The organism is Streptomyces bikiniensis, assembly GCF_000716625.1.
GTDB lineage: Bacteria > Actinomycetota > Actinomycetes > Streptomycetales > Streptomycetaceae > Streptomyces > Streptomyces bikiniensis.
This window is the reverse complement of record NZ_JNXJ01000003.1, coordinates 150769-173330: the sequence shown is the minus strand read 5'-3', so window position 1 is coordinate 173330 and position 22562 is coordinate 150769. Positions and strand designations below refer to the sequence as shown.

The following is a 22562-nucleotide window of genomic DNA, read 5'->3' as shown; positions in this document are numbered from 1 at the left end:
GGCATCGCCGCACGTCAGGGGTGCCACAAGCGCCTCCTACGACCTCGGCGGCCGCAGGAAAGGACCGATATCCGTGGCTCAGCGCGTAGTGGTCACCCTCTCCGATGACATCGAGGGCGGAGCAGCAGCTGAAACGGTCGCGTTCGGCCTCGACGGGAAGACGTACGAGATCGACCTGAATGCTGCCAATGCAGAGAAACTCCGCAAGGCCCTCGCGCCCTACCTCGCGGCAGCCCGCAAGATCCCCGTGCGGATCGGCGCGGGAGCGGGCGCCGGTTCCGGCGGCGGCAGCGGTGCCGGCGGTGGTCGGGGCCGGGGCCCGGCCGCGGCGTACACGCACACCGACCTCGCCCCCGATCCGGCGGCGGTCCGCGCCTGGGCCCAGTCCAACAAGATGGACGTGCCCGCCCGGGGCCGGATCCCCAAGCGGGTCTACGAGGCCTTCCGCGAGGCGAGCTGAGCGGCGGGGGCGAGCTGGGCTGAGCGGAACGAGCCGAGCTGAGCTGAGCGGGACGAGCCGAGCGGAACGAGCCGAGCCGAGCCGGGCGAGCTGGGTTGAGCGAGCCGAGCGGGGTGCGAAGGCGTGGGGCGTCCGGGTCCGCCCCGGGCCGGACCGGCCCGGCCCGTCCGCCGCCGCCGCCGCAGGCCGAACCGATTTGCATTGCACCCCGGGTGATCGGCTAGAGTCTGGATCACGCCGAGGGGCGAGGCCGAAAGGCCCCACTCCAAGCAGCGTGCGGGTGTAGTTCAGTAGCAGAACAGCCCCCTTCCAGGGGGAAGGCGCAGTGTGCAATTCCTGTCACCCGCTCTGCATCGCATTACCGACCACTCTTGTGGATCAGGTACAGTGGTGCTCGCACCGCCCGGTGAAAGCCGGTCGGGAGCAATGCGGACGTGGCTCAGTTGGTAGAGCATCACCTTGCCAAGGTGAGGGTCGCGAGTTCGAATCTCGTCGTCCGCTCAGGGTATGAAGGCCCCGGTTCTCAAGAACCGGGGCCTTCGTCGTGCTTCCCTCTCCCCCGCCGCCGTCCCCATGACATTTGTCAGTAGGGATCATGACACCGCGCACTGCCGGGGATCGGTGGCCGACGGGAGTCTGGACGCATGACACCTGCGATCGAGGCGACCGACCTGCGCCGTACGTACGTCGAGGGATCCGGCCGGGGAACCGGCCGGGGGTCCCGCGGCTTCGAGGCCGTGCGCGGGATCTCCTTCGCCGTTCCCCGGGGCGAGATCTTCGCCCTCCTCGGGACCAACGGAGCCGGCAAGACCTCCACCGTCGAACTCCTGGAGGGCCTCGCCGCCCCCAGCGCCGGCACCGCCCGCGTCCTCGGCCACGACCCTTACCGCGAGCGGTCCGCCGTCCGCCCCCGGATCGGCATCATGCTCCAGGAGGGCGGCTTCCCCTCCGACCTCACCGTGGCCGAGACCATACGGATGTGGGCAGGCTGCACCAGCGGTGCCCGTCCCGTCGGGGAGGCGCTCGCCGCCACCGGCCTCGCCGGGCGCGAGCGCGTCCGGATCAAGCAGCTCTCCGGCGGCGAGCGGCGCAGGCTCGACCTGGCGCTCGCGCTGCTCGGCCGCCCCGAGGTGCTCTTCCTGGACGAGCCCACCACCGGTCTCGACGCCGAGGGCCGCCGCGACACCTGGGACCTCGTCCGGCAGCTGCGGGACGGCGGCACCACCGTGCTCCTCACCACGCACTACCTGGAGGAGGTCGAAGCCCTCGCCGACCGCCTCGCGATCATGCACCGGGGCGAGATCGTGCTCTCCGGCACGCCCGCCGAGGTCACCGCCGCCCGCCCCGCCCGGATCAGCTTCACCCTGCCCGAGGGCGTTCCGGCCGCGCGGCTCCCGCTGCGCCTGCGGGCCGCCGAGACCGGCGGCCGCGTGGAGATCCGCACCCACGACCTCCAGGAGGACCTCTCCGTCCTCCTCGCCTGGGCCGGGGAGGACGGCATACGGCTCGGCGGACTCGACGCCCGCTCCGCCTCCCTCGAAGAGGCGTTCCTCGACATCGCCTCGCGCGACGACTCGTCCCGCGACACCACAGCCCGTACCGAGGCCCGCACCGACCGGCAGGAGGCCGACACCCGATGAGCACCGCCACGACCACGCCCCCGGCCTCCGGGCCCGCCTCCACCGTCCGCGGCCGGCTCACCGCTCTCGGCCGGGCCGAGCTGACCCTCCTCACGCGCAACCGAAACAACCTCTTCGTCGCCCTGCTCATGCCGGTGCTGATGGTCTTCCTGCTGCGCTCCTCGCTCAGCCAGCTCGACGCGGAGACCCTGCCGATCGGTGCCGGGGCGGCCACCCTCATCGGCGGCACCGGCATGGTCCTGCTCCTCGTCACCTACATGGGCCTCGTCTCCGCGCTCGTCGCCCGCCGCGAGGAGCTCGTCCTCAAGCGGCTGCGGACCGGCGAGGCGAGCGACGCGGAGATACTCACCGGCTGCGCCCTGCCCGCGACCGCCATCACGCTCGCGCAGTGCGCCGTGCTGACGGCCGGCGGAATCGCCGTCCTCGACGTGCCCGTCCCCGCCCGTCCCGACCTGCTGCTGCTCGGCATCGCCGCCGCGATCGTCCTGCTCGCCGGACTCGCCGCACTCACCACCGTGATCACCCGCACCGTCGAGAGCGCCGGCCTGACGACCCTGCCGCTCTTCCTCGTCTCCTGCTTCGGCTCGGGCCTCTTCGTGCCCCGCGACGCCCTGCCCCCGCTCGCCGCCGACCTCTGCGGGCTGCTGCCGCTCAGCGGGGTGATGGAGTTCGTACGGGCGGGCTGGCTCGGCACCGCGCACGCGGAGAGCCTGCTGGGCGCCGGGCTCAATACAGTGGCCTGGGGCGTCCTGACGGGGTGGGCGGTCCGCCAGTGGTTCCGCTGGGAACCACGGCGCTAGAGCTCGGGAGGGGGAGGTCTGATGTCCAGGCTGACGGGATGGTGGTCCGGGCGCAGCAGCGCCGGCAAGGTCGAGCTGTACACACGGTGGACCTTCCACAGCTTCGTGCCGATCGAGCTGTTCGTGCTCGGCGGCATCCCCTTCAGCCGCGGCGAGCACGGTCCCCCCTCCACGGAGGCCTCGGTCGGCCTCCTCCTCTGGATCGGTGTCCACGCCGTGCTCTGCGCGGTCCTCGCCTCCCGCGCCCTGGACCACACGACCGGGAAGCGGGAGCGGCCGGTGCGGCTCGCGGTCGCGGTGGTCGGCACCACCTTCTGCGTCGACCTGCTCCTGAACCTCCTGTGGGCGGGCGGAGTGCTGCCCGAGCCGGGGGTGAACGTGGGCATCCTCACGGGGACCTCGATCTTCACGCTCTGCGCGCTCGTCCTCTGCCTCGGCCCGGTACGGCACATGGCGTACGCGGTGCTCGCCACCGCTCTCGCCACCGGCGCCCCGATGGCGGCGGTCGGCAACGGGCTGGACATGGCGGCCGGTTCGGTGGTCGGCATACTCATCGGCGGCGTCTTCATCTCCTTCACCAGCGGCCTCTCCTCCTGGCTGCTCCGGATCGTGCAGGAGCTGGAGCGGTCCCGGGACCTCAAGGCCCGGCTGGCCGTCGCCGAGGAGCGGCTCCGCTTCGGACGGGACCTGCACGACGTCATGGGGCGGAACCTGTCGGTGATCGCGCTCAAGAGCGAGCTCGCGGTGCAGCTCTCCCGGCGTGGACGCCCGGAGGCGGTGGACCAGATGGTCGAGGTGCAGCGGATCGCGCAGGAGTCGCAGCGGGAGGTGCGCGAGGTCGTACGCGGCTACCGCGAGGCCGACCTGCGGGTGGAGCTGGAGGGCGCACGCGGGGTGCTCGGGGCCGCCGGGATCGCCTGCGCCGTGGACGCCCCGGCGCTGGACCTGCCGCCCGAGGTGCAGTCGGCCCTGGGCTGGGTGGTCCGGGAGACCACGACGAACGTCCTGCGCCACGGGGACGCGCGCCGGTGCGCGATCGTGCTCCGGAGCGAGCCGGGGGCGGTGCTGCTCACCGTCGAGAACGACGGGGCGGTGGGCGCGGCCGGTGAGCGGGACGGGACGGGGGCGGCCGGCGTCACGGGCGGGCGCGGGGCCGGGTCCGGACTCGCCGGGCTGCGGGAGCGGCTCGGCGCGGTGGACGGCACCCTGGACGCGGGGCCGTCGGCACCGCACTCGTTCCGCGTGACCGCCCGCGTCCCGCTGCCCCGCTCGGGCCGGGTCGGGGCCCCGCGGAAGCCGGCGCCCCCGGCACGCCCCGTACCTGGAAAGCACGAGGGTCTCGGAGGGTCCGGAAGACGAGAAAGACGGGGGTCGTACGAGAAGGAGGAGACGGTCGCGTGACCGTACGCGTACTGCTGGCCGACGACGAGCACCTGATCCGGGGAGCGCTCGCCGCCCTGCTCGCCCTGGAGGACGATCTCGTGGTCGTCGCCGAGGCCGCGACCGGACCCGAGGCGCTCGCCATGGCCCGCGCCCACCGCCCCGACGTCGCCGTGCTGGATCTGCAGATGCCGGGCATGGACGGTGTGACGGTCGCCACTGCCCTGCGGGACGAACTCCCCGACTGCCGGGCCATGATCGTGACGAGTCACGGGCGTCCCGGGCACCTGAAGCGGGCCCTCGCAGCGGGCGTCCGCGGTTTCGCGCCGAAGACCGTCAGCGCCCAGCGGCTCGCCGAGCTCATCCGTACCGTGTACGCGGGAAACCGTTATGTGGACCCGGAGTTGGCTGCCGACGCCATAGCGTCCGGGGACTCGCCGCTGACCGTGCGGGAGGCCGAGGTGCTCGAACTCGCCGCCGACGGAGCCCCCGTCGCGGAGATCGCCCGGCGCGCCTCGCTCTCCCCCGGGACCGTCCGGAACTACCTCTCCTCGGCCGCCGCGAAGGTCGGTGCGGAGAACCGTCACGCGGCGGTGCGCCTCGCGCGGGAGAAAGGTTGGGTATAGTGGTCTCCGCGCTACGGCGCATGCGGACGTAGCTCAGTTGGTAGAGCATCACCTTGCCAAGGTGAGGGTCGCGAGTTCGAATCTCGTCGTCCGCTCCACGAAGAAGCCCCCGGTCGGATCGACCGGGGGCTTTCTCGTTGCCGTCCTAGCTCCAGGTGTTGCCGGTGAGGAGCTCGTACGCCTCGATGTACTTGGCGCGGGTCGCGTCCACGACCTCCTGCGGGAGCGCCGGCGGGGGCTGCTCGCCCTTGCGGTCCCAGCCGGAGGCCGGGGAGGTCAGCCAGTCGCGCACGAACTGCTTGTCGTACGAGGGCTGCGCGCGGCCCGGCTGCCACTGGTCGGCCGGCCAGAAGCGCGAGGAGTCCGGGGTGAGGACCTCGTCGGCGATGACGAGCCGGTCGCCGCCCGGGGTGCTCTCGAAGCCGAACTCGAACTTGGTGTCGGCCAGGATGATCCCGCGCTCGCGGGCGATGTCCCGGGCGCGGGAGTACACGGCGAGGGTCGTCTGGCGCAGCAGCGCGGCCGTCTCGGCGCCGACCTGGCGGGCGACCTCCTCGTACGACACGTTCTCGTCGTGGTCGCCCACGGCGGCCTTGGTGGCCGGGGTGAAGATCGGGGCGGGCAGCTCGGAGCCGTCGCTCAGGCCCTCGGGGAGCGCGAGGCCGCAGACCGTGCGGGACGCGTCGTACTCGACGAGGCCGGAGCCGGTGAGGTAGCCGCGGGCGACGCACTCGACCGGGACCATGTTCAGCGACGTGCAGACCAGCGTGCGGCCCGCCCAGTCGGCGGGGGCGCCGGCCGGCAGCTCGGTGGAGAGGACGTGGTGCGGAACCAGGTCGGAGAGGCGGTCGAACCACCACAGGGAGAGCCGGGTGAGGACCCGGCCCTTGTCGGGGATCTCGGTGGGCAGGACCCAGTCGTACGCGGACATGCGGTCGCTCGCCACCATCACGAGGTCACCGGCCTCGTTCCGGTACAGGTCGCGCACCTTGCCCGTGTGGAGATGGGTGAGGCCCGGGACCTGGACGGGCTCGGGCTTTTCTACGAATCCGGACACGGTTCCTCCGCGTAGGTTGATCCAGGAGCGCTTCGATTCTCTCGCACCTGCGCGGATCACCGGCGGGCGGCCTCTCCGTACCGCCCCCGCACTCTTCCCCGTACCCGGTCAGTCCCTCTTGCAGATGCGGTCGAGGAGGTTCGCGGTGGCGCGCTGGATGCGGGAGTCGACGTGGCCGGGCCGGTCGAGGGCGGGCGACCAGGCGAAGGTGCCGGAGGCGAAGACCCAGGCGCCGGACGGGGCCCGGTAGAGCGAGGTCTCCTGGTGGCGCAGCACCCCGTCGCCGTCCCGGTAGGGCGAGTGGGCGAGCAGGATGCGGCTCTCGTGCTCGGGGAGCGCGGTGCGCGGGAAGTACCGGTCGGCCTCGCCCGCGACCAGGCCCGGGATCTCGTCGCCGTCACCGGCGCCGGTGGCCTCCCAGAGCCAGTGCTCGGCGTTCCGCACGACCATCGGGTGCGGCTCGGGCACCCGGCCCGCGTACTGGATGCCGAGGAGCTGCTGCTCGGGCCGGTCGACCTCGCGCCAGAGCGCGGGCCGGCCGGGGCCCTGGCGCTTGCGGCAGGTGAGGAGGCGGTCGGACACGCCGGAGGCCGAGGGGCCGAGCTCCACCTGCCAGTACATGGTGTTGGCGGAGAGGAAGACGAGCGAGGTGCCCTGGTCGCGGGCGCGTTCGGCGGCCCGGCGCATCGGCGCCGACCAGTACTCGTCGTGGCCGGGGAAGACCAGGCCCCGGTAGCGGCCCGGGTCGACGCGGCCCGCGTGCAGGTCGCGGGTCTCGGCGTACGCCAGGTCGTAGCCGTAGCGCTCGGCCCAGCGGATGAAGTCGTAGGCGTGCCCGACGTGCAGCGGCAGCCCCGCGCCCGCGTAGGGGCGGTCGAAGGAGACGGTGACGGCCGCGTCCTCCTCGCCGAGCAGTCGGCCGTCCTCGTCCCAGGCGTGGTAGAGGCTGGCGCCGGTCCGTCCGTCCTCCGGGTAGAGGTTGTACGCCTGCCAGGTCACGTCCGGGAGGACGAGGAGCAGGTCCGCCGGGTGGTCGTCGCGGACCGTGAAGGGGATGTGGGAGCGGTGCCCGTCGACGGTGGTGAGGACGGCGACGTACGCGCCGATCGCCCAGTAACTGGGGACCTGGAGGCGCCAGGACTGCCACCAGTGGTGGCAGGAGACCGTGCGGTCGACGATGAGCGGGGCGGGCTGGACGATCCCGGAGAGGCGCGGGCTGGTGGTGATCTTCGCGGCGCCGTGACCGCCGTAGTGGCCGATCCGATAGATGTCGACCGAGAACTGCTGCGGCGGGTCCACGGTGATGTGGAAGTCGATCGAGTCGCCGGGTGCGACGGCGCCGCCGGACGCGAAGCCCTTGATCTGGCGCCGGACGTCGTCGGCCGTGCGGGGGCCGCCGCTGCCGCCCCGGGCCAGGACCTCGTCCGCGTACCAGGGAACCATCTGGCCGGTGTCGTCGAAGTAGTTGTCCGAGCCGCGCAGCCAGGGCAGCGGGCCCTGGCCGAAGGGATCGGAGACGGCGTGCGCGAGCGCGCCCGACTCCCACCGCCTGATCTGATCCGCCCCCATGTTGCGCCCCTCCCTCGACTCCCCCGGTCGGCCGGTCAGTGCCCGTGGATTCGTGCTTCTGTCAGTGATGACCTCCAGCACATCACATAACGCACGCACTCCGTCACCGTTCGTCGTGAATTGACGAGAGTGGAAGACGAGATTCCGAATGTGCCGGTGGTCTATGCCAGGGGTGTACGCCCGGGGGCGTGTTCCGGTGGTGCGAGCGGGTCAGACGAGCCGTACGGGCTTCTCGGGGCGTACGCCGGTGCGCGCGAGCCAGTCCCGCAGGGGCTCGGGGTCGCCGTCCTCCACGAGGGAGAGGACCCGGGGGCCGAGGTCCGTCGCCCGCTCGCCGCCGAGGAGCAGGGCGGGGCCGTCGAGCCAGTCGAGCCCCGGGACCGCCTCGGCGGTGTCCACGGCCGCGCAGCAGACCATCGCGGTGACGTGGTCCGCGAGCAGGTCGCGGCCGCTGCGGGGCGGCTGGAGCGGGAAGAGCGGCAGGGGGCCGTCGGGGCCGCTGACGCCCTCGTACGCGCCGACGCCCTCGTACGCGGTGGTCCGGTCCGCCGCCGGGGCGTCGGTGGCCGCCGTCCGGCCCCGGGCGCTCTCGGCGGCGACCCGGGCCTCCCGCGCGGCCTCCTCCCGGGCGAGCAGGGCACTGAGGGCACCGGCGAGCGCGTCGGCGGCGGGGTTGACCGGGGGGTCGTCGTCGAGGTCGCCGAGGTCGCCGAGGCCGTCCAGAGGGTCGAAGTCGGCGGGGGCGGTGGGATCGGGGAGGCCGGTGGAATGCGTGGAGTCCGGGGGGACGGCGGAGTCGGTGAGGCCGGCGGAGTCCGGGGGAGCGGCGGAGTCGGTGAGACCGGTGTGGCCGTTCTGGTCGGCATGGCCGTCCTGGTCGGCATAGCCGTCCTGGTCGACGGCGGCCTCGGCGGGGGCCCCGACGACCGGACCCGTCGCCGTCAAGCGGTCGATCACGCGGGTCAGGGTCGGGCCGTCCGTCGGGGGCGGGGCGCCGGGACCGGCGGCGGCCGCGTCGATGCCGTCGAGGACCTGGTGGAGCCGGGCCGCGTCCGTACGCCACTTACGGTCCACGACCTCTTCCGGGTACTGGCTCCACTCCACCGGCGACCAGTCGGGGCCGGGCGCGGCCGGACCGCCGTGGAAGAGGCGGGCGGCGAGCAGCGAGGCGGCCTCGTCCACCGCGCCGGGCTCCTCCAGGAGGTCGCAGGCCGGGCGCTCGCCGAGCCGCGAGGAGAAGCCGTCCGCGAGCCGGTCTCGGCGGGACAGCTCGGTCAGGGCGGAGACCACGCCCGCGTCGAGCTTGGCGGGCCAGCGGCCCATGCGCCGGGCGGGCAGCGCGACCCGGGTCAGGAGGCGGTCCCAGCCCGCGTAGGCCAGGCCGACCTGCTCCTGCGCCACGATCCGTACGCCGTAGTCGACCTCCTGGGCGCGCTCCGAGCCCGCGGCGGCGACCCCGCGCTCCATCTCGGCGGCGTGCCCGCGACAGGCGCGCAGCAGGACGCGGGCGACCTGCCCGACGCCGTGGGCGCCGAGGCGGCGGACCGGGTCGAGGCCGGGCGTCCGGGGCACGGCGATCGCGGCGTCCAGGCCGCGGACGAAGCGCCGGGCGGCGGCTATGTCGGGGTGGGCGGCCGGTCCCGTACCGGCGACGACGGGGGCGAGGACCGCCCGCAGTTCGCCGACGCGCATCCACCAGAGGAACGGCGAGCCTATGACCAGGACGGGCGCGCCGCCGCCCTCGTCACCGGCCCCGCGGTGGGCGCGGTGCGTACGGTCCTCCAGCCAGCTGTCGCAGTCCGGGGTCAGGGCTATCGCGGCGGGCGCCGGGACGCCGAGCCGGTCGGCCAGGTCCCGCACCAGCCGGTACAGGTCGGGGGCCGCGGTCTCGGCCAGCGCCACCGTCGGCGTGGCGGCCGGGCGGGCCCGGGCGACGACGAGGGCGACGGCCGTGGCGGCGAGGAGGACGACGACCGCGAGGACGGTCACGACCCAGCGGGCCGTGCCCCATCCCGTACCCGAGAAGTGGCCGGTGACCTCGCCCGCGTACAGCACGACGGCCACCGCGGCGGGGAGCACCGCGAGGCCCAGTGCCCTGCCGCGGACGCGGAGGACGGCGAGGGCCCGGGAGCGCGCGGCGCGCGCACCCCACTCCTCGCCGACGGCGGAACCGGTGCCGGACACGCCGCTCATCATCCCCTCCTGCCCTGGTCGGGACTGCCTGTGGCGGTGTTGGTCACTCCCCCACTGTGGCACCCGCCACTGACATCGCAATGCCGGTGGGCCAAGTGCCGGAACGCCTGCGCCGCACCCTAGTTGGGGTGGTGGCGGGCGTCATCCGGATGGCCCATCCGTCACTCGATGGAATGGCTTTGGGTAAAGGTGATGGCGCTCGTGCGGCCGTGCGGTGTGTCGCACGGCCGCACGAAACGGTCAGGAAGGAAACGGAGAAGACGCGGAAAAAGCGGGCTCAGGCCTCGGCGGCCTTCCGTGCGATGTCCGTGCGGTGCTGGGAGCCGTCGAGCCAGATGCGGCCGACCGCCGCGTAGGCGCGCTCACGGGCCCGCGCCAGGTCCGTTCCGGTGGCGGTGACCGAGAGGACGCGGCCGCCCGCGCTCACCACGGCGTCGCCGTCCCGCTTCGTACCGGCGTGCAGCACGTACGCGTGCGGGGCGTCCAGCTCCGCGACCTCCTCCAGGCCCGTGATCCGGTCGCCGGTGCGCGGGGTGTCCGGGTAGTTGTGGGAGGCGACGACCACGGTGACGGCGGCGTCGTCCCGCCAGCGGAGCGGGGCCTGGTCGGCGAGGGTGCCGTTGGCGGCGTTCAGCAGGACGCCGGCGAGCGGGGTCGCGAGCCGGGCCAGGACGACCTGGGTCTCGGGGTCGCCGAAGCGGGCGTTGAACTCGATGACCCGGACGCCGCGGCTCGTGATCGCCAGACCGGCGTAAAGGAGGCCGGAGAAGGGGGTGCCACGGCGGCGCAGCTCGTCCACGGTCGGCTGGAGGACGGTCTCCAGGACCTCGTCGACGAGCTTCGGGTCGGCCCAGGGCAGCGGGGAGTAGGCGCCCATGCCGCCGGTGTTGGGGCCCTCGTCGCCGTCGAGAGCGCGCTTGAAGTCCTGCGCGGGCTGGAGCGGGAGGACGGTGGTGCCGTCGGTGATGGCGAAGAGGGAGACCTCGGGGCCGTCCAGGTACTCCTCGATGACGACGCGGTCGCACGCGAGCGCGTGGGCGCGGGCCTTGTCGAGGTCGTCGGTGACGACGACGCCCTTGCCCGCGGCGAGGCCGTCGTCCTTCACCACGTACGGGGCGCCGAAGGCGTCGAGGGCCTCGTCGATCTCCTCGGGGGTGGTGCAGACGTAGCTGCGGGCGGTGGGCACGCCGGCGCCGGCCATGACGTCCTTGGCGAAGGCCTTGGAGCCCTCCAGCTCCGCCGCCTCCCGCGAGGGGCCGAAGACGGGGATGCCGGCCGCGCGGACGGCGTCGGCGACGCCCGCGACGAGCGGGGCCTCCGGGCCGACGACGACGAGGCCGGCGCCGAGCTCGGTGGCGAGGCGCGCGACGGCGTCGCCGTCCAGCTGGTCGACGGCGTGCAGCTCGGCGACCTCCGCGATTCCGGCGTTGCCGGGCGCGCAGTGCAGAGCGGTGACGTCGGGATCGAGGGAGAGAGAGCGGCACAGGGCGTGTTCGCGGGCGCCGCCGCCGATGACGAGGACCTTCACGCCAGCCAGGGTAGCCCGCGGGAGGGGGTGCCCTTCGTACGGGCCACCGAGCGAGACCCCCTTACTCGTTCGTACGTTCCTCCACGGCCCTGCCCGTTCGCGCCTTCCTCCACGGCCCTACTCGTTCGTGTACTCCTCCACGACCGTGGCGCCGAGTTCGCGCACGATCAGGTCGTGTCCGGAGAGGGCCGAGTCGACCAGGTCGGGGTCGTCCTCCTCCGGAACGTCGTCCTCCGGCGCCACGGGCTGCGGTGCGGGCGGGGTGTACGCGGGCGCGGGCGCGGGCGACGCCTGCGCCGGGGGCGTGGACTGTGGCTGTACGGAGGCGGGGGCCGCCTGCGCGGGGGGCGGGGGCGTCGGGGCCTGCTGGAAGGAGGGCGCCGGGGCGGGGGCGGGGGCCGAGGCCGGGGCCGCCGGGCGGCCGCCGAAGGGGGCGGCGGAGGCGGGCGGCGGCGCGGCACCGCCCGAGGGGTCGACGATCGCCTCGATCTTCCAGTGGACGTTGAACTGCTCGGCGAGGGCCTGCTTCAGGACGTCCTCGCTGCCGCTGCTCGCGAAGTTGTCCCGGGCGCCGGCGTTGAGGAAGCCGAGCTGGAGGGTGGTGCCGTCGAACCCGGCGACCTGCGCGTTCTGACTGAGCAGGATCCACGTGAAACGGCGCCGGTTCTTGACGGCTTCGAGGATCTGGGGCCAGAGGTTCCGCACCTGGGTGGTGTCACCGCCGAGGGACGCGGAGGGGGCGGGAGCGGGGGTGTGCGCGGGGGCCTGCGGAGCTTGTACGGGAGCGGGGGCGGGCGCGGAGGCACCGGGCCAGGCGCCGGGGGCGCTGCCGCCGCCCGGGGCGGCCGCCCCGGGCCAGGCGCCGGGCCGGGACCCGGCGGGCGCGGAGGCCTGCGGCTGCGACGGCGCGTGGGCCTGCGGCTGCGACGGCGCTTGTACGGGTGGGGGCGGGGGCGGTGCCACGGGGGTGTGGGCGTCGGGCCCGGGGACGTACCCCATGGGGGGCGCGGAGGGGGCGGGGGGGCCCGGGGTGAAGACGGGCGCGGGGGCAGGCGCGGCGGTCGTGACACCGCGCTCCAGCCGGTCCAGGCGGGCCTGGACGGAGCGCTCGTCGTCGTACGCGGCGGGCAGCAGGACGCGCGCGCAGATCAGCTCCAGCTGGAGGCGGGGAGAGGTGGCGCCACGCATCTCGGTGAGGCCGGCGTTCACGAGGTCGGCCGCCCGGCTGAGCTCGGCGGCCCCGAAGACGGAGGCCTGCGCCTGCATGCGCTCGACCACGTCGGCCGGGGCGTCGATGAGCCCCTTCTCGGCGGCGTCCGGCACGGCGGCCAGGATCACCAGGTCGCGCAGCCGCTCCAGGAGGTCGGCGACGAAGCGGCGGGGGTCGTTGCCGCCCTCGATGACCCGGTCGACGACCTCGAAGGCGGCGGCGCCGTCACCGGCGGCGAAGGCGTCCACGACGGAGTCGAGCAGCGAACCGTCCGTGTAGCCGAGCAGGGAGGTCGCCATGGCATAGGTCACACCGTCCTCGGCGGCGCCGGCCAGGAGCTGGTCCATGACGGACATCGAGTCACGCACGGACCCGGCGCCGGAGCGCACGACGAGGGGCAGCACGCCGTCCTCGACGGGGATGCCCTCGCGCCCGCAGACCTCGCCGAGGTAGTCCCGGAGGGTGCCGGGGGGCACGAGCCGGAAGGGGTAGTGGTGGGTCCGCGACCGGATGGTCCCGATGACCTTCTCGGGCTCGGTGGTGGCGAAGATGAACTTCAGGTGCTCAGGGGGCTCCTCGACCACCTTCAGGAGGGCGTTGAAACCCGCCGAGGTGACCATGTGGGCCTCGTCGATGATGTAGATCTTGTACCGGCTGGAGGCGGGCCCGAAGAAGGCCTTCTCCCGCAGGTCACGGGCGTCGTCCACGCCACCGTGGGAGGCGGCGTCGATCTCGATGACGTCGATCGACCCGGGCCCGTTCCGCGCGAGGTCCCGGCAGGACTGGCACTCCCCGCAGGGCGTGGGCGTCGGGCCCTGCTCGCAGTTCAGGCAGCGGGCGAGGATCCGCGCACTGGTCGTCTTGCCGCAGCCGCGGGGTCCGCTGAACAGGTACGCGTGATTGACCCGGTTGTTCCGCAGGGCCTGCTGCAGCGGGTCGGTGACATGCTCCTGCCCGATGACCTCGGCGAAGGACTCGGGGCGATAGCGGCGGTAGAGCGCGAGAGACGACACGTGTACGAGGTTATAGGCGCGCACCGACAACCCGGGAAAACCACCGGGACCGGGACCTCTCGCCCGACCGCCCCTCTCGGCACCGACGGCTCCTGCCCGACGGGGACCGGCCACGCCCGGCCCTGACCCGACCCAGGTCCAGGCCCCGGCCCCGGCCCCGGCTTTCGGCGAGGGCCACACCCGGCCGACCGCCTGTGCCGTGCCACCCGCCCCCGGGAACGCAAGCGCCCCCCACGCACCCGCCAGAGCCGACCTACCCTTGCTGCCTTCCGGCCCTGGGGGAGTTCAGTCAGATAGCGCCGCGTGAGGGGCTCCGCCCAGACTACCCGATGCCGAGGGCACCGGGAGCCCGCACCTCCCACCTGGAAACCCCCTCCGACCCCACCCGGGATCGAGTTCGCGAGCACCCCCCTCGGTCATGTAATGTTCCCGGCGGAGGATTCGCCTAGAGGCCTAGGGCGCACGCTTGGAAAGCGTGTTGGGGGCAACCCCTCACGAGTTCGAATCTCGTATCCTCCGCCGCCGCCCACCTGGGCAAACGAAGGGTCCGACCGCCGAGCGGTCGGACCCTTCGTTGTTGCGTGGTCTCAGTTTTAGTCTCAGTCGGCACGAGTGCCTATCGCGGCGGCGGCTCAGCTGGGCCGCTCACGTCTGGAAAGCGGCCCGCAGCTCGTCGTCCCGCAGGAGGTCCAAGACGCCCGGCTCCTCGGCCGCGAAGACCCGGGGCGCCTCCTCGGACACGGCCTTGTGCAGCGCCGCGTAACAGACATCGGCAAACGGCTGGGTCCGCATGCGGTAGATCTTGCGGCGCATGTTCCTGACATCGCCCACGGCCCGGGCCTGGGCCCAGCCCCGCAGGTCGTCGGCCAGGTTCAGCCAGGCTTCGGCACGGACCCGTGGACGCTTCCCCTCGTTCAGGCCGCAGACCTTGATAGTCCACTCGCCCTTCGGCGAACCCTCGACCGGCCGGTAGAGGCCGCTGGCGAGCCCAAGGTCCAGATGCTCGAAGGGGTCCTCGCAGGTCGGGTCGATGAGAAGGGAACCGACGAAGCCGTCGCCGCGGTGCTTGTTGCCCTTGAAGCGTGTGTTGCAGGTGGAGCAGGCCAGCAGGAGGTTCGGCCAGTAGAAGGTCCGCAGAGCGCATCGGGATTTGGGGACGAAGTGATCCACCGTGTCGGCCAGGTGATTGCCGCAGTACATGCAGCAGTCCACACCGGGCGCCATGTCTTCCAAAGCCTCGCGCACCGGCCGGTACACGTCCCGGCGCACGGTCTTGCGCTCCCACATCCGCTCGGCGTGCTCACCACGCTCGGGCACCGGCGTGCCAGCCAGCTCCTGGGTCAGGGCCAGCAGGGAGGATTCCAGTCCGAAAGGGAGCCGCGGTCGTACAATCCTGATCACGAGCCGCCGGTCTCCCGCCTCCTGGCTCGCAGGCTGGAGTCCTCAACGTAGGTCGCCTGGGAGCTGGCCAAGGTCCGGCGTAGAGTACGGAACCGTCGCACCGTCTCTGAATCGGCGTCGCCCGACGCGACCTCATACTCCAGATCGGCGAGCTCTTCGCGCAGCTTCTCGGCGCGACGGGAGAACGGGGACCGGAGGCCGAAGAAGTCCGAGAGCACCGCGTCGTCACCGGTGCCGTAGACGATCGTGCCGTATTCCTTCTGGTCCACGACCTCTGGCGGGGTCTGCTCGTCCGGCCCCGGCAGTCGGATGAGACCGCCAGGGTCCGCAGCCTGGCAGATGTAGGGGCTGTGGGTGGTGACGATGAACTGGACGGCGGGGAAGTGGGCCTTGAACCACTCGCCGATGCGCTGCTGCCAGGAGACGTGGAGGTGCGCGTCCACCTCGTCGATGAGGACGACGCCCGGGTACGGCAGGTACGGTCGGCCGCCGTCATCCCAATGCAGTGCCAGCCCTCCGTAGGCGGCGTGCATCTGGCGTACAACGTCCAGGACCAGCGCCGTGACGGTGCGCAGGCCATCACTCATCCGCCACTGGGCGATGAGTGGCCCCACGCCGTCGGCCCGCCGCAGCCACAGACCGCGCGAGGTGACCTCCTCGACGCGGAAGTCGCCCGGCAGCAGATCGTCGTTGAGAAGCGCGAGCACCGATTCCAGCAGCTCCTCTGCGCCGGCTTCGCCTTCCAGTCGGCGCGTGTGGACGGAGACGAGCCACACCACCGACTCAGTGAGGGCCGACTGCTCCTCGAAAAGAGTGCGCAGGGCCTCAGCACGGTCCGGATTCTGCCGGTCGCGCTCGAAGAGGCCGGTGCCGCTGAGGCGGCGGAAGGGGCCGTAGGCGGCGTGGAACCAGCCCGGTGGCGGGGAAAAGTCCCACAAATGGTTGGCGATCTTGGCGCCTGGGTCGGTGAGGAACCGGACACGGGTCGGGGGTGCGTCCTCCGCGCTGAGCGGCTCGCGGCCCGGCTCCCACACCATGGAGACCGTACGCGAATCGGACGGAGAGGGGGCCCCGAGGTCGGCATCCCGGTCCGCGCGCAGGGACAGCTCCAGCCTTCCCCGGAACTGCCCGTAGGTGCGGTAGTCCTCGACCTCGCCATCCAGCCTGCTGGCCCGTTCCGGGCCAGCCAGGGCTAGGGCGATCGACCTCAGCAAGGTCGTCTTTCCCGCGCCGTTTCGCCCGGCGAGGACGGTCCAGCCGGCATAACTTCCATCCGGGCGCGTGAAATCGAGGTCGCAGGCCCGAGCGCCGTGGAAACCACGCACGCCGTCGAGCCGGAGCCTCGTCACATACACCCGAGCGTCCTTCCTGGTCTTCCCTGGCCCTTCCCCTACGGACCGGGCCTACTTGGCCCGACGCAACTTACCGCCCACTGTACGGACGCGCACTGACCGTGACGCGCCGGAGCCCATGGCCAGATCCGGACGGTCATCGTCCACGCGCTGGCGGAAGCCGAGGACGTGTGTACGTCAACTGGTGTAATGGGTGGGGCTGGCGGGCTGTTTCAGGGCGCGGGGCAGGCACAGAGCACTGAAGGCCGCGAGGGTACGGGGAGGGACCGTGAGCGCTTCTGGCGCGCAGGGAAACAGTGACAAGGTCGAGCAGGCTCTGCGTGACGCCGGATGGAGGGTGTGCGCCCCGCACGAGCGCGACCTGACCCCTGATCCGGCGGCGGTCCGGACGGCGCACCCGGAGCTCGAAGGTCTGCGGGTCTACCTCCTGCATGTCGACCGGGACCTCAGCGGCCTCGTCGTAGCGGGGATCGACTCGGACGACCCCCACCAAATGCTCGCGGAGGCCGACCGGCTCGCCGCTCCGATCGCCGCGCAGCACCAGCGGCGCACCTGGCGGGAGCGCCCCCTCCCGTTCCGCTACGGAACCAACGGCCATGCCTGGGTCTTCCTCAACGCCCTCGACGCCGAACACCTCGACGGCACACCCGCCGCCGACGCTCCCCAGGGCGGGGCCCGCAGCCGTTACGTCTTCGCCCCGGCCCAGCCGGCCACCCTCGCCCGCTGGAAGCGCAATGCCGTGCACCACCCTGAGACGCCCTCTCTGAGAGCCCGGCTGCGCAGGCTGCCCGGCGTCCACCTGGATCCGCAGCGGCAGCTGTACGACGCTCAGCGCCGGGCCATCGAGGGCCTGGAGAACTCTCTCGCCGACGACCGTCCACGGGCCCTCATCCAGATGGCCACCGGAGCCGGCAAGACGTACACCGTCGTCCAAGCGAGCCATCGGCTGCTCAAGCACGCGGGCGCGCATCGCGTGCTGTTCCTCGTGGATCGCTACAACCTGGGTGAGCAGGCGTTCCTGGAGTACCGCGGCTTCCAGCCGGCGGAATCGAAGAAGCCGCTACACGAGGACTTCCCCCTCAAGCACCTGTCGGGCGGGGCATCGGGCCTAACGGACTCCGACAAGATCGTGATCACTACGGTCCAGCGACTGTGGTGCATGCTGACCGGGCAGACGCCACCCGCACCCGACAGCGATGAGGCACGCAGCTTCGAGGGCGGTGGGACGGCGGGGCTCGGCAAGCGACCGCCTAAGGTGCGCTACTCAGCTGCGCTTCCGCCCGACTACTTCGACTTCATCGTCATCGACGAGTGCCACCGCTCGATCTACGGCTCCTGGCGGCCCGTGCTCGAGTACTTCGACGCACACATCGTGGGCCTGACCGCGACCCCGATCGGACCGACGTTCGCCTTCTTCGAGAACAACCTGGTCAGCCAGTACACCTACGAGGAAGCGGTCGCCGACGAGGTCAACGTCGACTACGACGTCTACCGGATCTCGACCCGGATCACCCGGGACGGATCGAAGATCCCGGCCGTGACCGAGGCCCAGGCCCCTGACGGCACCGTCGAGAAGATCAACACCGTCCTGGCCCATGTGGACCGTGTCACGCGTGAGCAGCACTGGCACCAGCAGGACGAGGACGACGAGTACACGGCTGCCGAGCTCAACACCCGGGTCGAGTCCACGAGCCAGATCCGGACCGTCATCGAGACCTTCAGGGACCGGCTGTTCACGGAGATCTTCCCGCCCGACATCGATGCCGAGACTGGTGAGATCGTGCACCAGCGGAGCATCGTCCCGAAGACCCTGGTCTTCGCGGAGACGAACCGGCACGCAGACGCTATCGTTGCAGAGATCCGCAAGGCGTGGAACGCAGGTGACAAGTTCTGCCTGAAGATCAACAGTGAGACCGCACAGCCCTCCAAGGCGATCAAAGAGTTCCGCAACGCACCGGAGACCCGAATCGCCGTCACCGTTGACATGATCGCCACGGGCACCGACATCCCCGCCCTGGAGTGCCTGGTCTTCATGCGGGACGTACGGACGTGGTCGTACTTCGAGCAGATGAAGGGTCGCGGTGCCCGGATCATCAAGCCGGAGGACCTGCGCAGGGTCACAGAGGATGCGCTGTGCAAGGACCGGTTCGTGATCGTCGACGCTGTGGGCGTGACCGAGCACGCCATGGTAGACGCACGACCACTCGTACGGGACGACCTGCAGGAGCTGCCCAGCCTGGAGCGTCTGCTCCGGGCGTGTGCGCAAGGGGTTCCGCTGACCGTCGACGATGCCTCCACCCTGGCCGGCCGCCTGAGTCGGCTCGGGCAGCGGCTCGACGAGCAGCAGCTGGCCCGGATCGAGGGCTGTGCGGGCGGCCGCAAGCTGACCGAGCTGGTGACCGACCTGGTCCATGCCACCGATCCGGACCGGCTGGCGAAGGAGCGGGCGAGGGCTGCTGGTGAGAAGGAGACGGTGGGGAACGAGGCGCCGTCAGCGGAGGGGATCGCCCCCACGGCCACCGACGAGGCGGTCTTGAACGCTGTGCTGGCCCAGGCTCTACGGCCGTTCGTCGAGCGTGAGGCGCTGCGTGAGGCGCTCATCAAAGCGGCACGACGCCGCTGGATCAAGATCGACCACCTCAGCCAAGACGGCGGTGTGATCGCCGAAGGTGTGACGGACCTCATGCGAGCCGAACGCACCGTGAAGGACTGGCGCCAGTACATGGCAGACCAGCAGGACCGGTTCGCCGCCCTGCGCATCGCCTTCAAGGAACGGCGGTCGCTGAGCGAGGTCGAGGCACGGATCGACGGGCTTCTCAGCAGGGTCAGTCCTCCCCACCAGCGATGGACCGGGCAACAGCTTTGGAAGGCATACGTCGACCTCGGCATCGCACGGGGCAAGCGGCGGCGAAACGCCGGGCTGCCCGAGTTGCTCTCGGTTCTCCGGTACGAGCTGAGACTCGACGGAGGCGACTTCCGGCCATACCGGGATACCGTGGACCTTCGCTTCCAAGAATGGCTCGCGCGTCAGGAGACGGCGGGAGCGACATTCACGGAAGAGCAGCTCGCCTGGCTGAAGCGCATCGCGAACGTGGTCGCCACCTCAGCGACCGTCTCCGTGGACGCCCTGGAGCAGCATGCGCTGTGCCGGGCTGCAGGCGGCTGGAGCAGGTTCAGAGCGGTGTTCGCGGAAGGAACGCGAACACCGGACGAGCTGATCAATGAACTGGATCGGGAACTGGGTGCGTGAGCGTGGAGAGCGATGACGGGGCAGTGGGGGCGCCGGAGATAGCAGCGGTAGAGCTTCCGGCCAGCTGGTGCTGGGCCGAACTCGACGACCTTCGATCCGCGGACGAGCGTCCTGTCACGGACGGTCCTTTCGGGTCGAATCTTGCGACACGGCACTACACCGACTCAGGGCCGCGCGTACTCCGCCTGCAAAACATTGGCGACGGAGAGTTCCGTGATGTTCGGACGCACATCTCGAAGAGTCACTTCGAGCGTCTGGCCGCGCATGAGGCGCGGGAAGGCGACCTTGTCATCGCGTCGCTCGGCGACGACCTGCCACGAGCTTGCATTGTCCCGGAGTACGTGGGGCCGGCCATCGTCAAGGCCGACTGCATCCGGTTCCGAGCGCATCCGGAGGTCTCCACCGAGTGGCTGCTTCAGGCATTGATCGCCCCGGCGACCAAGCAGCATGCGGCTGCCAGTCTGAGAGGCATCGGGCGGGCCCGCCTGGGGCTGAACGGCATCCGGTCGCTGCCCGTCCCCGTCCCGCCAGCTGCCGAACAGCGGCGGATCGCCGACGCCCTGGACGAGCGGCTCGCACGGCTGGGCGAGATCACCCAGCTCATCGCCCATGCCCGGTCCTACGTCACCACCCTCCGCAAGAAGGTTCTTCTCGACGCCATCCCGGAGTCGGCCGCCTGGCCCGAGGGCTGGCAGGCGATGACAGCAGGCCAAGCCGGGATCGTCGACCTCGGCAGAGCGCGCCACCCTGACTGGCACGACGGCCCCAAGATGCGCCCGTACCTGCGCGTTGCCAACGTCTTCGAGGACCGCATCGACACCACGAGCCTCATGGAGATGGACTTCTCCGAAGGGTTCGGCAAATACCGTCTCCTGCCTGGAGACATCCTCCTCAACGAAGGGCAGAGCCCTCATCTCGTCGGGCGGCCGGCGATGTACAAGGGCATCCCCGAGGGCGTGGCCTTCACGAACAGCCTGTTGCGGTTCCGGGCTGGGGACGAGGTGCTCCCCGGCTGGGCGCTTCTCGTCTTCCGCCGTCACCTGCATGCAGGCCGGTTCATGCGTGAGGTGCGCATCACGACCAACATTGCACACCTGAGCGCGTCTCGGCTGAAAGCTGTGGAATTCCCGGTACCCACGCTCGACGAGCAACGGCGGCTCATCGCTGAGACCAAGGGGCGGCTGGCCCGTGTCGACGCGTTGGACCTGCTCCTGGACAAGATGGAAGCCCACGCCAACGCCCTCCGCCGCACCCTCCTCGCCGAAGCCTTCGCTGGCCGGCTCGTCCCCCAGGATCCTCACGACGAGCCCGCCGAGCACCTTCTCAAGCGCATCCGGGTCGAGCGCGAGACCGCCGAAGCCGAGCGGAAAGCGGCTCGGCGGGCCGCTGCCCAGGCCAGGCGGAAAAGCCAGAGCGCAGCCGAGCAGCCTGCTTCCAAAGCCTCGCCCCCGCCGGCCCCCACATCCCGTACCCCCCTCTCCGAGGGCGAACAGACCACCCTCCCCCTGGAGTTCACCGAGTGAAGCCGGAAGCACGTCGTCTCGTCGATCGTCTCTGGAACTACTGCAATGTCCTGCGCGACGACGGCGTATCGAGCCTCGAATACCTGGAGCAGCTCAGCTTCCTGGTGTTCCTCAAGATGGCCGCCGAGAAGGAGGAGGCCAACAAGGATCTCCCTGCATCTCAGCGCCGCCATGTACTCCCCGACTCCGAAGAGTGGGAGGGGCGCGGCTGGACGCAACTGCTCGATCTCTCCGGCGAGCAGCTGGAGGAGACGTACACCCAGCTCCTCACAGACCTCGGCAAGCAGGACGAGGGGCGGAATAGCGCTCTTGGCCTGATCTTCCACCGCGCCCGTAACCGAATCCAGAACGCGACCAACCTCCGCCGCCTCATCGTCGACCTGATCGACAAGGAACCCTGGCTGGGGTCCAGCAAGGACATCAAGGGCGACGCCTACGAGGCGTTGATCGCCCGTAGTGCGGAAGATACCAAGGCTGGTGCGGGGCAGTACTTCACCCCACGGGTGCTCATCGAGTCCATCGTGCGGTGCATGCGGCCTACCCCGGAGGACACCATCACCGACCCGGCCTGCGGAACCGGTGGCTTCCTGCTCGCCGCGCACGACTACATCGTGAACACGTATGGCGACGAGATGTCCGTCAAGGAGTCCGCCCGATTCGACGAGGGCGCGATCTGGGGCACCGAGCTGGTGCCGGCGACCGCACGCCTCGCCGCGATGAACCTGCTCCTCCACGGCATCGGCAGGCCCGATGGCAAGCCCCTGATCCATGTCGAGGACGCGCTGGCCAAACCACCAGCCAAGAAGGCTTCGAAGGTGCTGGCCAATCCGCCCTTCGGTAAGAAGTCCTCGATCGTGATCACCCATGTCGACGGCACGGTGAGCCGCGAGGACATGTCGTACCACCGCCAGGACTTCTGGGAGACCACGACCAACAAGCAGTTCAACTTCGTCCAGCACATCGCGAGCCTGCTCACCGACAACGGCAGCGCTGCGGTGATCCTCCCCGACAACGTCCTCTTCGAGGGCGGCCGAGGAGCGACTATCCGCCGTGAGCTGCTCAAGCGGTTCAACCTGCACACCATGCTGCGTCTGCCCGCCGGGATCTTCTACGCGGGTGGCGTCAAGGCCAACGTCCTCTTCTTCGACGCCGCCCCGCCGCGTCGCAGCGATGATGAGCCCCCGCACACGCAGCAGCTCTGGGTGTACGACCTGAGGACGGGCAACCGCTTCACACTGAAGCAAAACCCGCTGCTCCCCGGGCATCTGGAGGACTTCGAAAAGCGGGTCTTCGGAGTCGGCGAGTGCGAGGAGACCGCCGAGGCGATCGCCCGCCGGAAGCCATCGGGCCGCCTGCAGGTGTTCGACGGTGCCGAGCTCGCAGCCACGAAGGACGTCAATCTCGACATCGGCCTGATCGAGCCGGACGATAAGGACGCGACGGAGGCGAAGTCCCTGACGGAGCTGACCCTCGCGCTGTCCGCTGACCTACGCGGTGCGTTGCTCGAACTTGAGCAGCTCGCGGCAGACTTGGACGTGGATCTGTCGCCGCCGGCGTGAC

15 protein-coding genes, 4 tRNA genes and 1 other RNA gene are annotated in these 22562 nt (G+C 71.3%); 12 read left to right on the top strand and 8 right to left on the bottom strand.

Translation table 11 applies throughout. The features are described 5' to 3' along the window. Nucleotides 1-73 precede the first annotated feature (73 nt). From OO47_RS03080 to OO47_RS03045, 8 genes are all read left to right on the top strand, one after another. Nucleotides 74-460, top strand: coding sequence for a histone-like nucleoid-structuring protein Lsr2 (locus OO47_RS03080; protein WP_030209630.1), 387 nt, complete (start codon nucleotides 74-76; stop codon nucleotides 458-460). A gap of 276 nt (nucleotides 461-736) precedes the next feature. Further along, nucleotides 737-808: transfer RNA gene (locus OO47_RS03075), tRNA-Gly, on the top strand. An 80-nt stretch (nucleotides 809-888) separates the two neighbouring features. Next, nucleotides 889-961: transfer RNA gene (locus tag OO47_RS03070), tRNA-Gly, on the top strand. A gap of 143 nt (nucleotides 962-1104) precedes the next feature. Then, a complete protein-coding gene (locus OO47_RS03065; protein WP_078489457.1) occupies nucleotides 1105-2100 on the top strand; it encodes an ABC transporter ATP-binding protein in 996 nt (331 codons plus the stop codon). Beyond that, entirely contained in the window at nucleotides 2097-2900 is an 804-nt protein-coding gene (locus tag OO47_RS03060; RefSeq protein WP_030209624.1) for an ABC transporter permease, read from the top strand. Before OO47_RS03065 ends, OO47_RS03060 begins: the two co-directional genes overlap by 4 nt. A 21-nt stretch (nucleotides 2901-2921) precedes the next feature. Next, entirely contained in the window at nucleotides 2922-4301 is a 1380-nt protein-coding gene (locus OO47_RS03055) for a sensor histidine kinase (protein ID WP_063831872.1), read from the top strand. Continuing rightward, nucleotides 4298-4906 carry a response regulator transcription factor gene (locus OO47_RS03050; protein ID WP_030209618.1) on the top strand — a complete coding sequence of 203 codons (609 nt, stop codon included), beginning with the start codon at nucleotides 4298-4300 and terminating at the stop codon, nucleotides 4904-4906. The genes OO47_RS03055 and OO47_RS03050 overlap by 4 nt, the downstream gene beginning before the upstream one ends. Nucleotides 4907-4928: 22 nt before the next feature. Beyond that, nucleotides 4929-5004 (top strand) — tRNA-Gly (locus OO47_RS03045). Between the two features lie 47 nt (nucleotides 5005-5051). Here OO47_RS03045 and OO47_RS03040 read toward each other — a convergent pair. The 6 genes from OO47_RS03040 to ffs all read right to left on the bottom strand — a co-directional run bounded on the left by OO47_RS03040 (nucleotide 5052) and on the right by ffs (nucleotide 13792). Then, nucleotides 5052-5963, bottom strand: coding sequence for a phosphoribosylaminoimidazolesuccinocarboxamide synthase (locus OO47_RS03040; RefSeq protein ID WP_030209615.1), 912 nt, complete (start codon nucleotides 5961-5963; stop codon nucleotides 5052-5054). 108 nt (nucleotides 5964-6071) lie between these two features. After that, the gene (locus OO47_RS03035; protein WP_030209598.1) at nucleotides 6072-7532 is read right to left on the bottom strand and encodes a N,N-dimethylformamidase beta subunit family domain-containing protein; all 1461 of its coding nucleotides are present in this window, start codon (nucleotides 7530-7532) and stop codon (nucleotides 6072-6074) included. 210 nt (nucleotides 7533-7742) lie between these two features. After that, entirely contained in the window at nucleotides 7743-9725 is a 1983-nt protein-coding gene (locus OO47_RS03030) for a M48 family metalloprotease (protein WP_030209594.1), read from the bottom strand. A gap of 277 nt (nucleotides 9726-10002) precedes the next feature. Then, on the bottom strand, nucleotides 10003-11253 hold the full coding sequence (purD, locus tag OO47_RS03025; protein ID WP_030209588.1) for a phosphoribosylamine--glycine ligase: 1251 nt from the start codon (nucleotides 11251-11253) through the stop codon (nucleotides 10003-10005). 117 nt (nucleotides 11254-11370) lie between these two features. Beyond that, the gene (locus OO47_RS03020; protein ID WP_030209586.1) at nucleotides 11371-13476 is read right to left on the bottom strand and encodes a DNA polymerase III subunit gamma and tau; all 2106 of its coding nucleotides are present in this window, start codon (nucleotides 13474-13476) and stop codon (nucleotides 11371-11373) included. A gap of 217 nt (nucleotides 13477-13693) precedes the next feature. Next, an RNA gene (gene ffs, locus OO47_RS34380) (signal recognition particle sRNA small type) lies at nucleotides 13694-13792 on the bottom strand. A gap of 118 nt (nucleotides 13793-13910) precedes the next feature. On the opposite strand from ffs, the gene OO47_RS03015 reads away from it, so the two are divergent. Beyond that, nucleotides 13911-13995: transfer RNA gene (locus tag OO47_RS03015), tRNA-Ser, on the top strand. A gap of 126 nt (nucleotides 13996-14121) precedes the next feature. On the opposite strand, the gene OO47_RS03010 is transcribed toward OO47_RS03015, so the two are convergent. Beyond that, nucleotides 14122-14877, bottom strand: a complete 756-nt coding sequence (locus tag OO47_RS03010) for an HNH endonuclease (protein ID WP_033207883.1) — start codon at nucleotides 14875-14877, stop codon at nucleotides 14122-14124. Next, the gene (locus OO47_RS03005) at nucleotides 14874-16232 is read right to left on the bottom strand and encodes an AAA family ATPase (RefSeq protein ID WP_030209578.1); all 1359 of its coding nucleotides are present in this window, start codon (nucleotides 16230-16232) and stop codon (nucleotides 14874-14876) included. The genes OO47_RS03010 and OO47_RS03005 overlap by 4 nt, the downstream gene beginning before the upstream one ends. 265 nt (nucleotides 16233-16497) lie before the next feature. On the opposite strand from OO47_RS03005, the gene OO47_RS03000 reads away from it, so the two are divergent. The 3 genes from OO47_RS03000 to OO47_RS02990 are packed head-to-tail and all read left to right on the top strand — an operon-like array spanning nucleotide 16498 to nucleotide 22561. Then, entirely contained in the window at nucleotides 16498-19479 is a 2982-nt protein-coding gene (locus OO47_RS03000) for a DEAD/DEAH box helicase family protein (protein WP_030209577.1), read from the top strand. Beyond that, nucleotides 19476-21002, top strand: coding sequence for a restriction endonuclease subunit S (locus OO47_RS02995; protein WP_051715615.1), 1527 nt, complete (start codon nucleotides 19476-19478; stop codon nucleotides 21000-21002). Before OO47_RS03000 ends, OO47_RS02995 begins: the two co-directional genes overlap by 4 nt. Beyond that, on the top strand, nucleotides 20999-22561 hold the full coding sequence (locus tag OO47_RS02990; protein ID WP_030209570.1) for a class I SAM-dependent DNA methyltransferase: 1563 nt from the start codon (nucleotides 20999-21001) through the stop codon (nucleotides 22559-22561). The genes OO47_RS02995 and OO47_RS02990 overlap by 4 nt, the downstream gene beginning before the upstream one ends. Nucleotide 22562 lies beyond the last annotated feature (1 nt).

What these genes read in the sequence shown, in the direction of transcription:
- OO47_RS03065 (WP_078489457.1), top strand. Translation starts at nt 1,105, where the DNA reads ATGACACCTGCGATCGAGGCGACCGACCTGCGCCGTACGTACGTCGAG.
- OO47_RS03060 (WP_030209624.1), top strand. Translation starts at nt 2,097, where the DNA reads ATGAGCACCGCCACGACCACGCCCCCGGCCTCCGGGCCCGCCTCCACC.
- OO47_RS03055 (WP_063831872.1), top strand. Translation starts at nt 2,922, where the DNA reads ATGTCCAGGCTGACGGGATGGTGGTCCGGGCGCAGCAGCGCCGGCAAG.
- OO47_RS03035 (WP_030209598.1), bottom strand. Translation starts at nt 7,532, where the DNA reads ATGGGGGCGGATCAGATCAGGCGGTGGGAGTCGGGCGCGCTCGCGCAC.
- OO47_RS03030 (WP_030209594.1), bottom strand. Translation starts at nt 9,725, where the DNA reads ATGAGCGGCGTGTCCGGCACCGGTTCCGCCGTCGGCGAGGAGTGGGGT.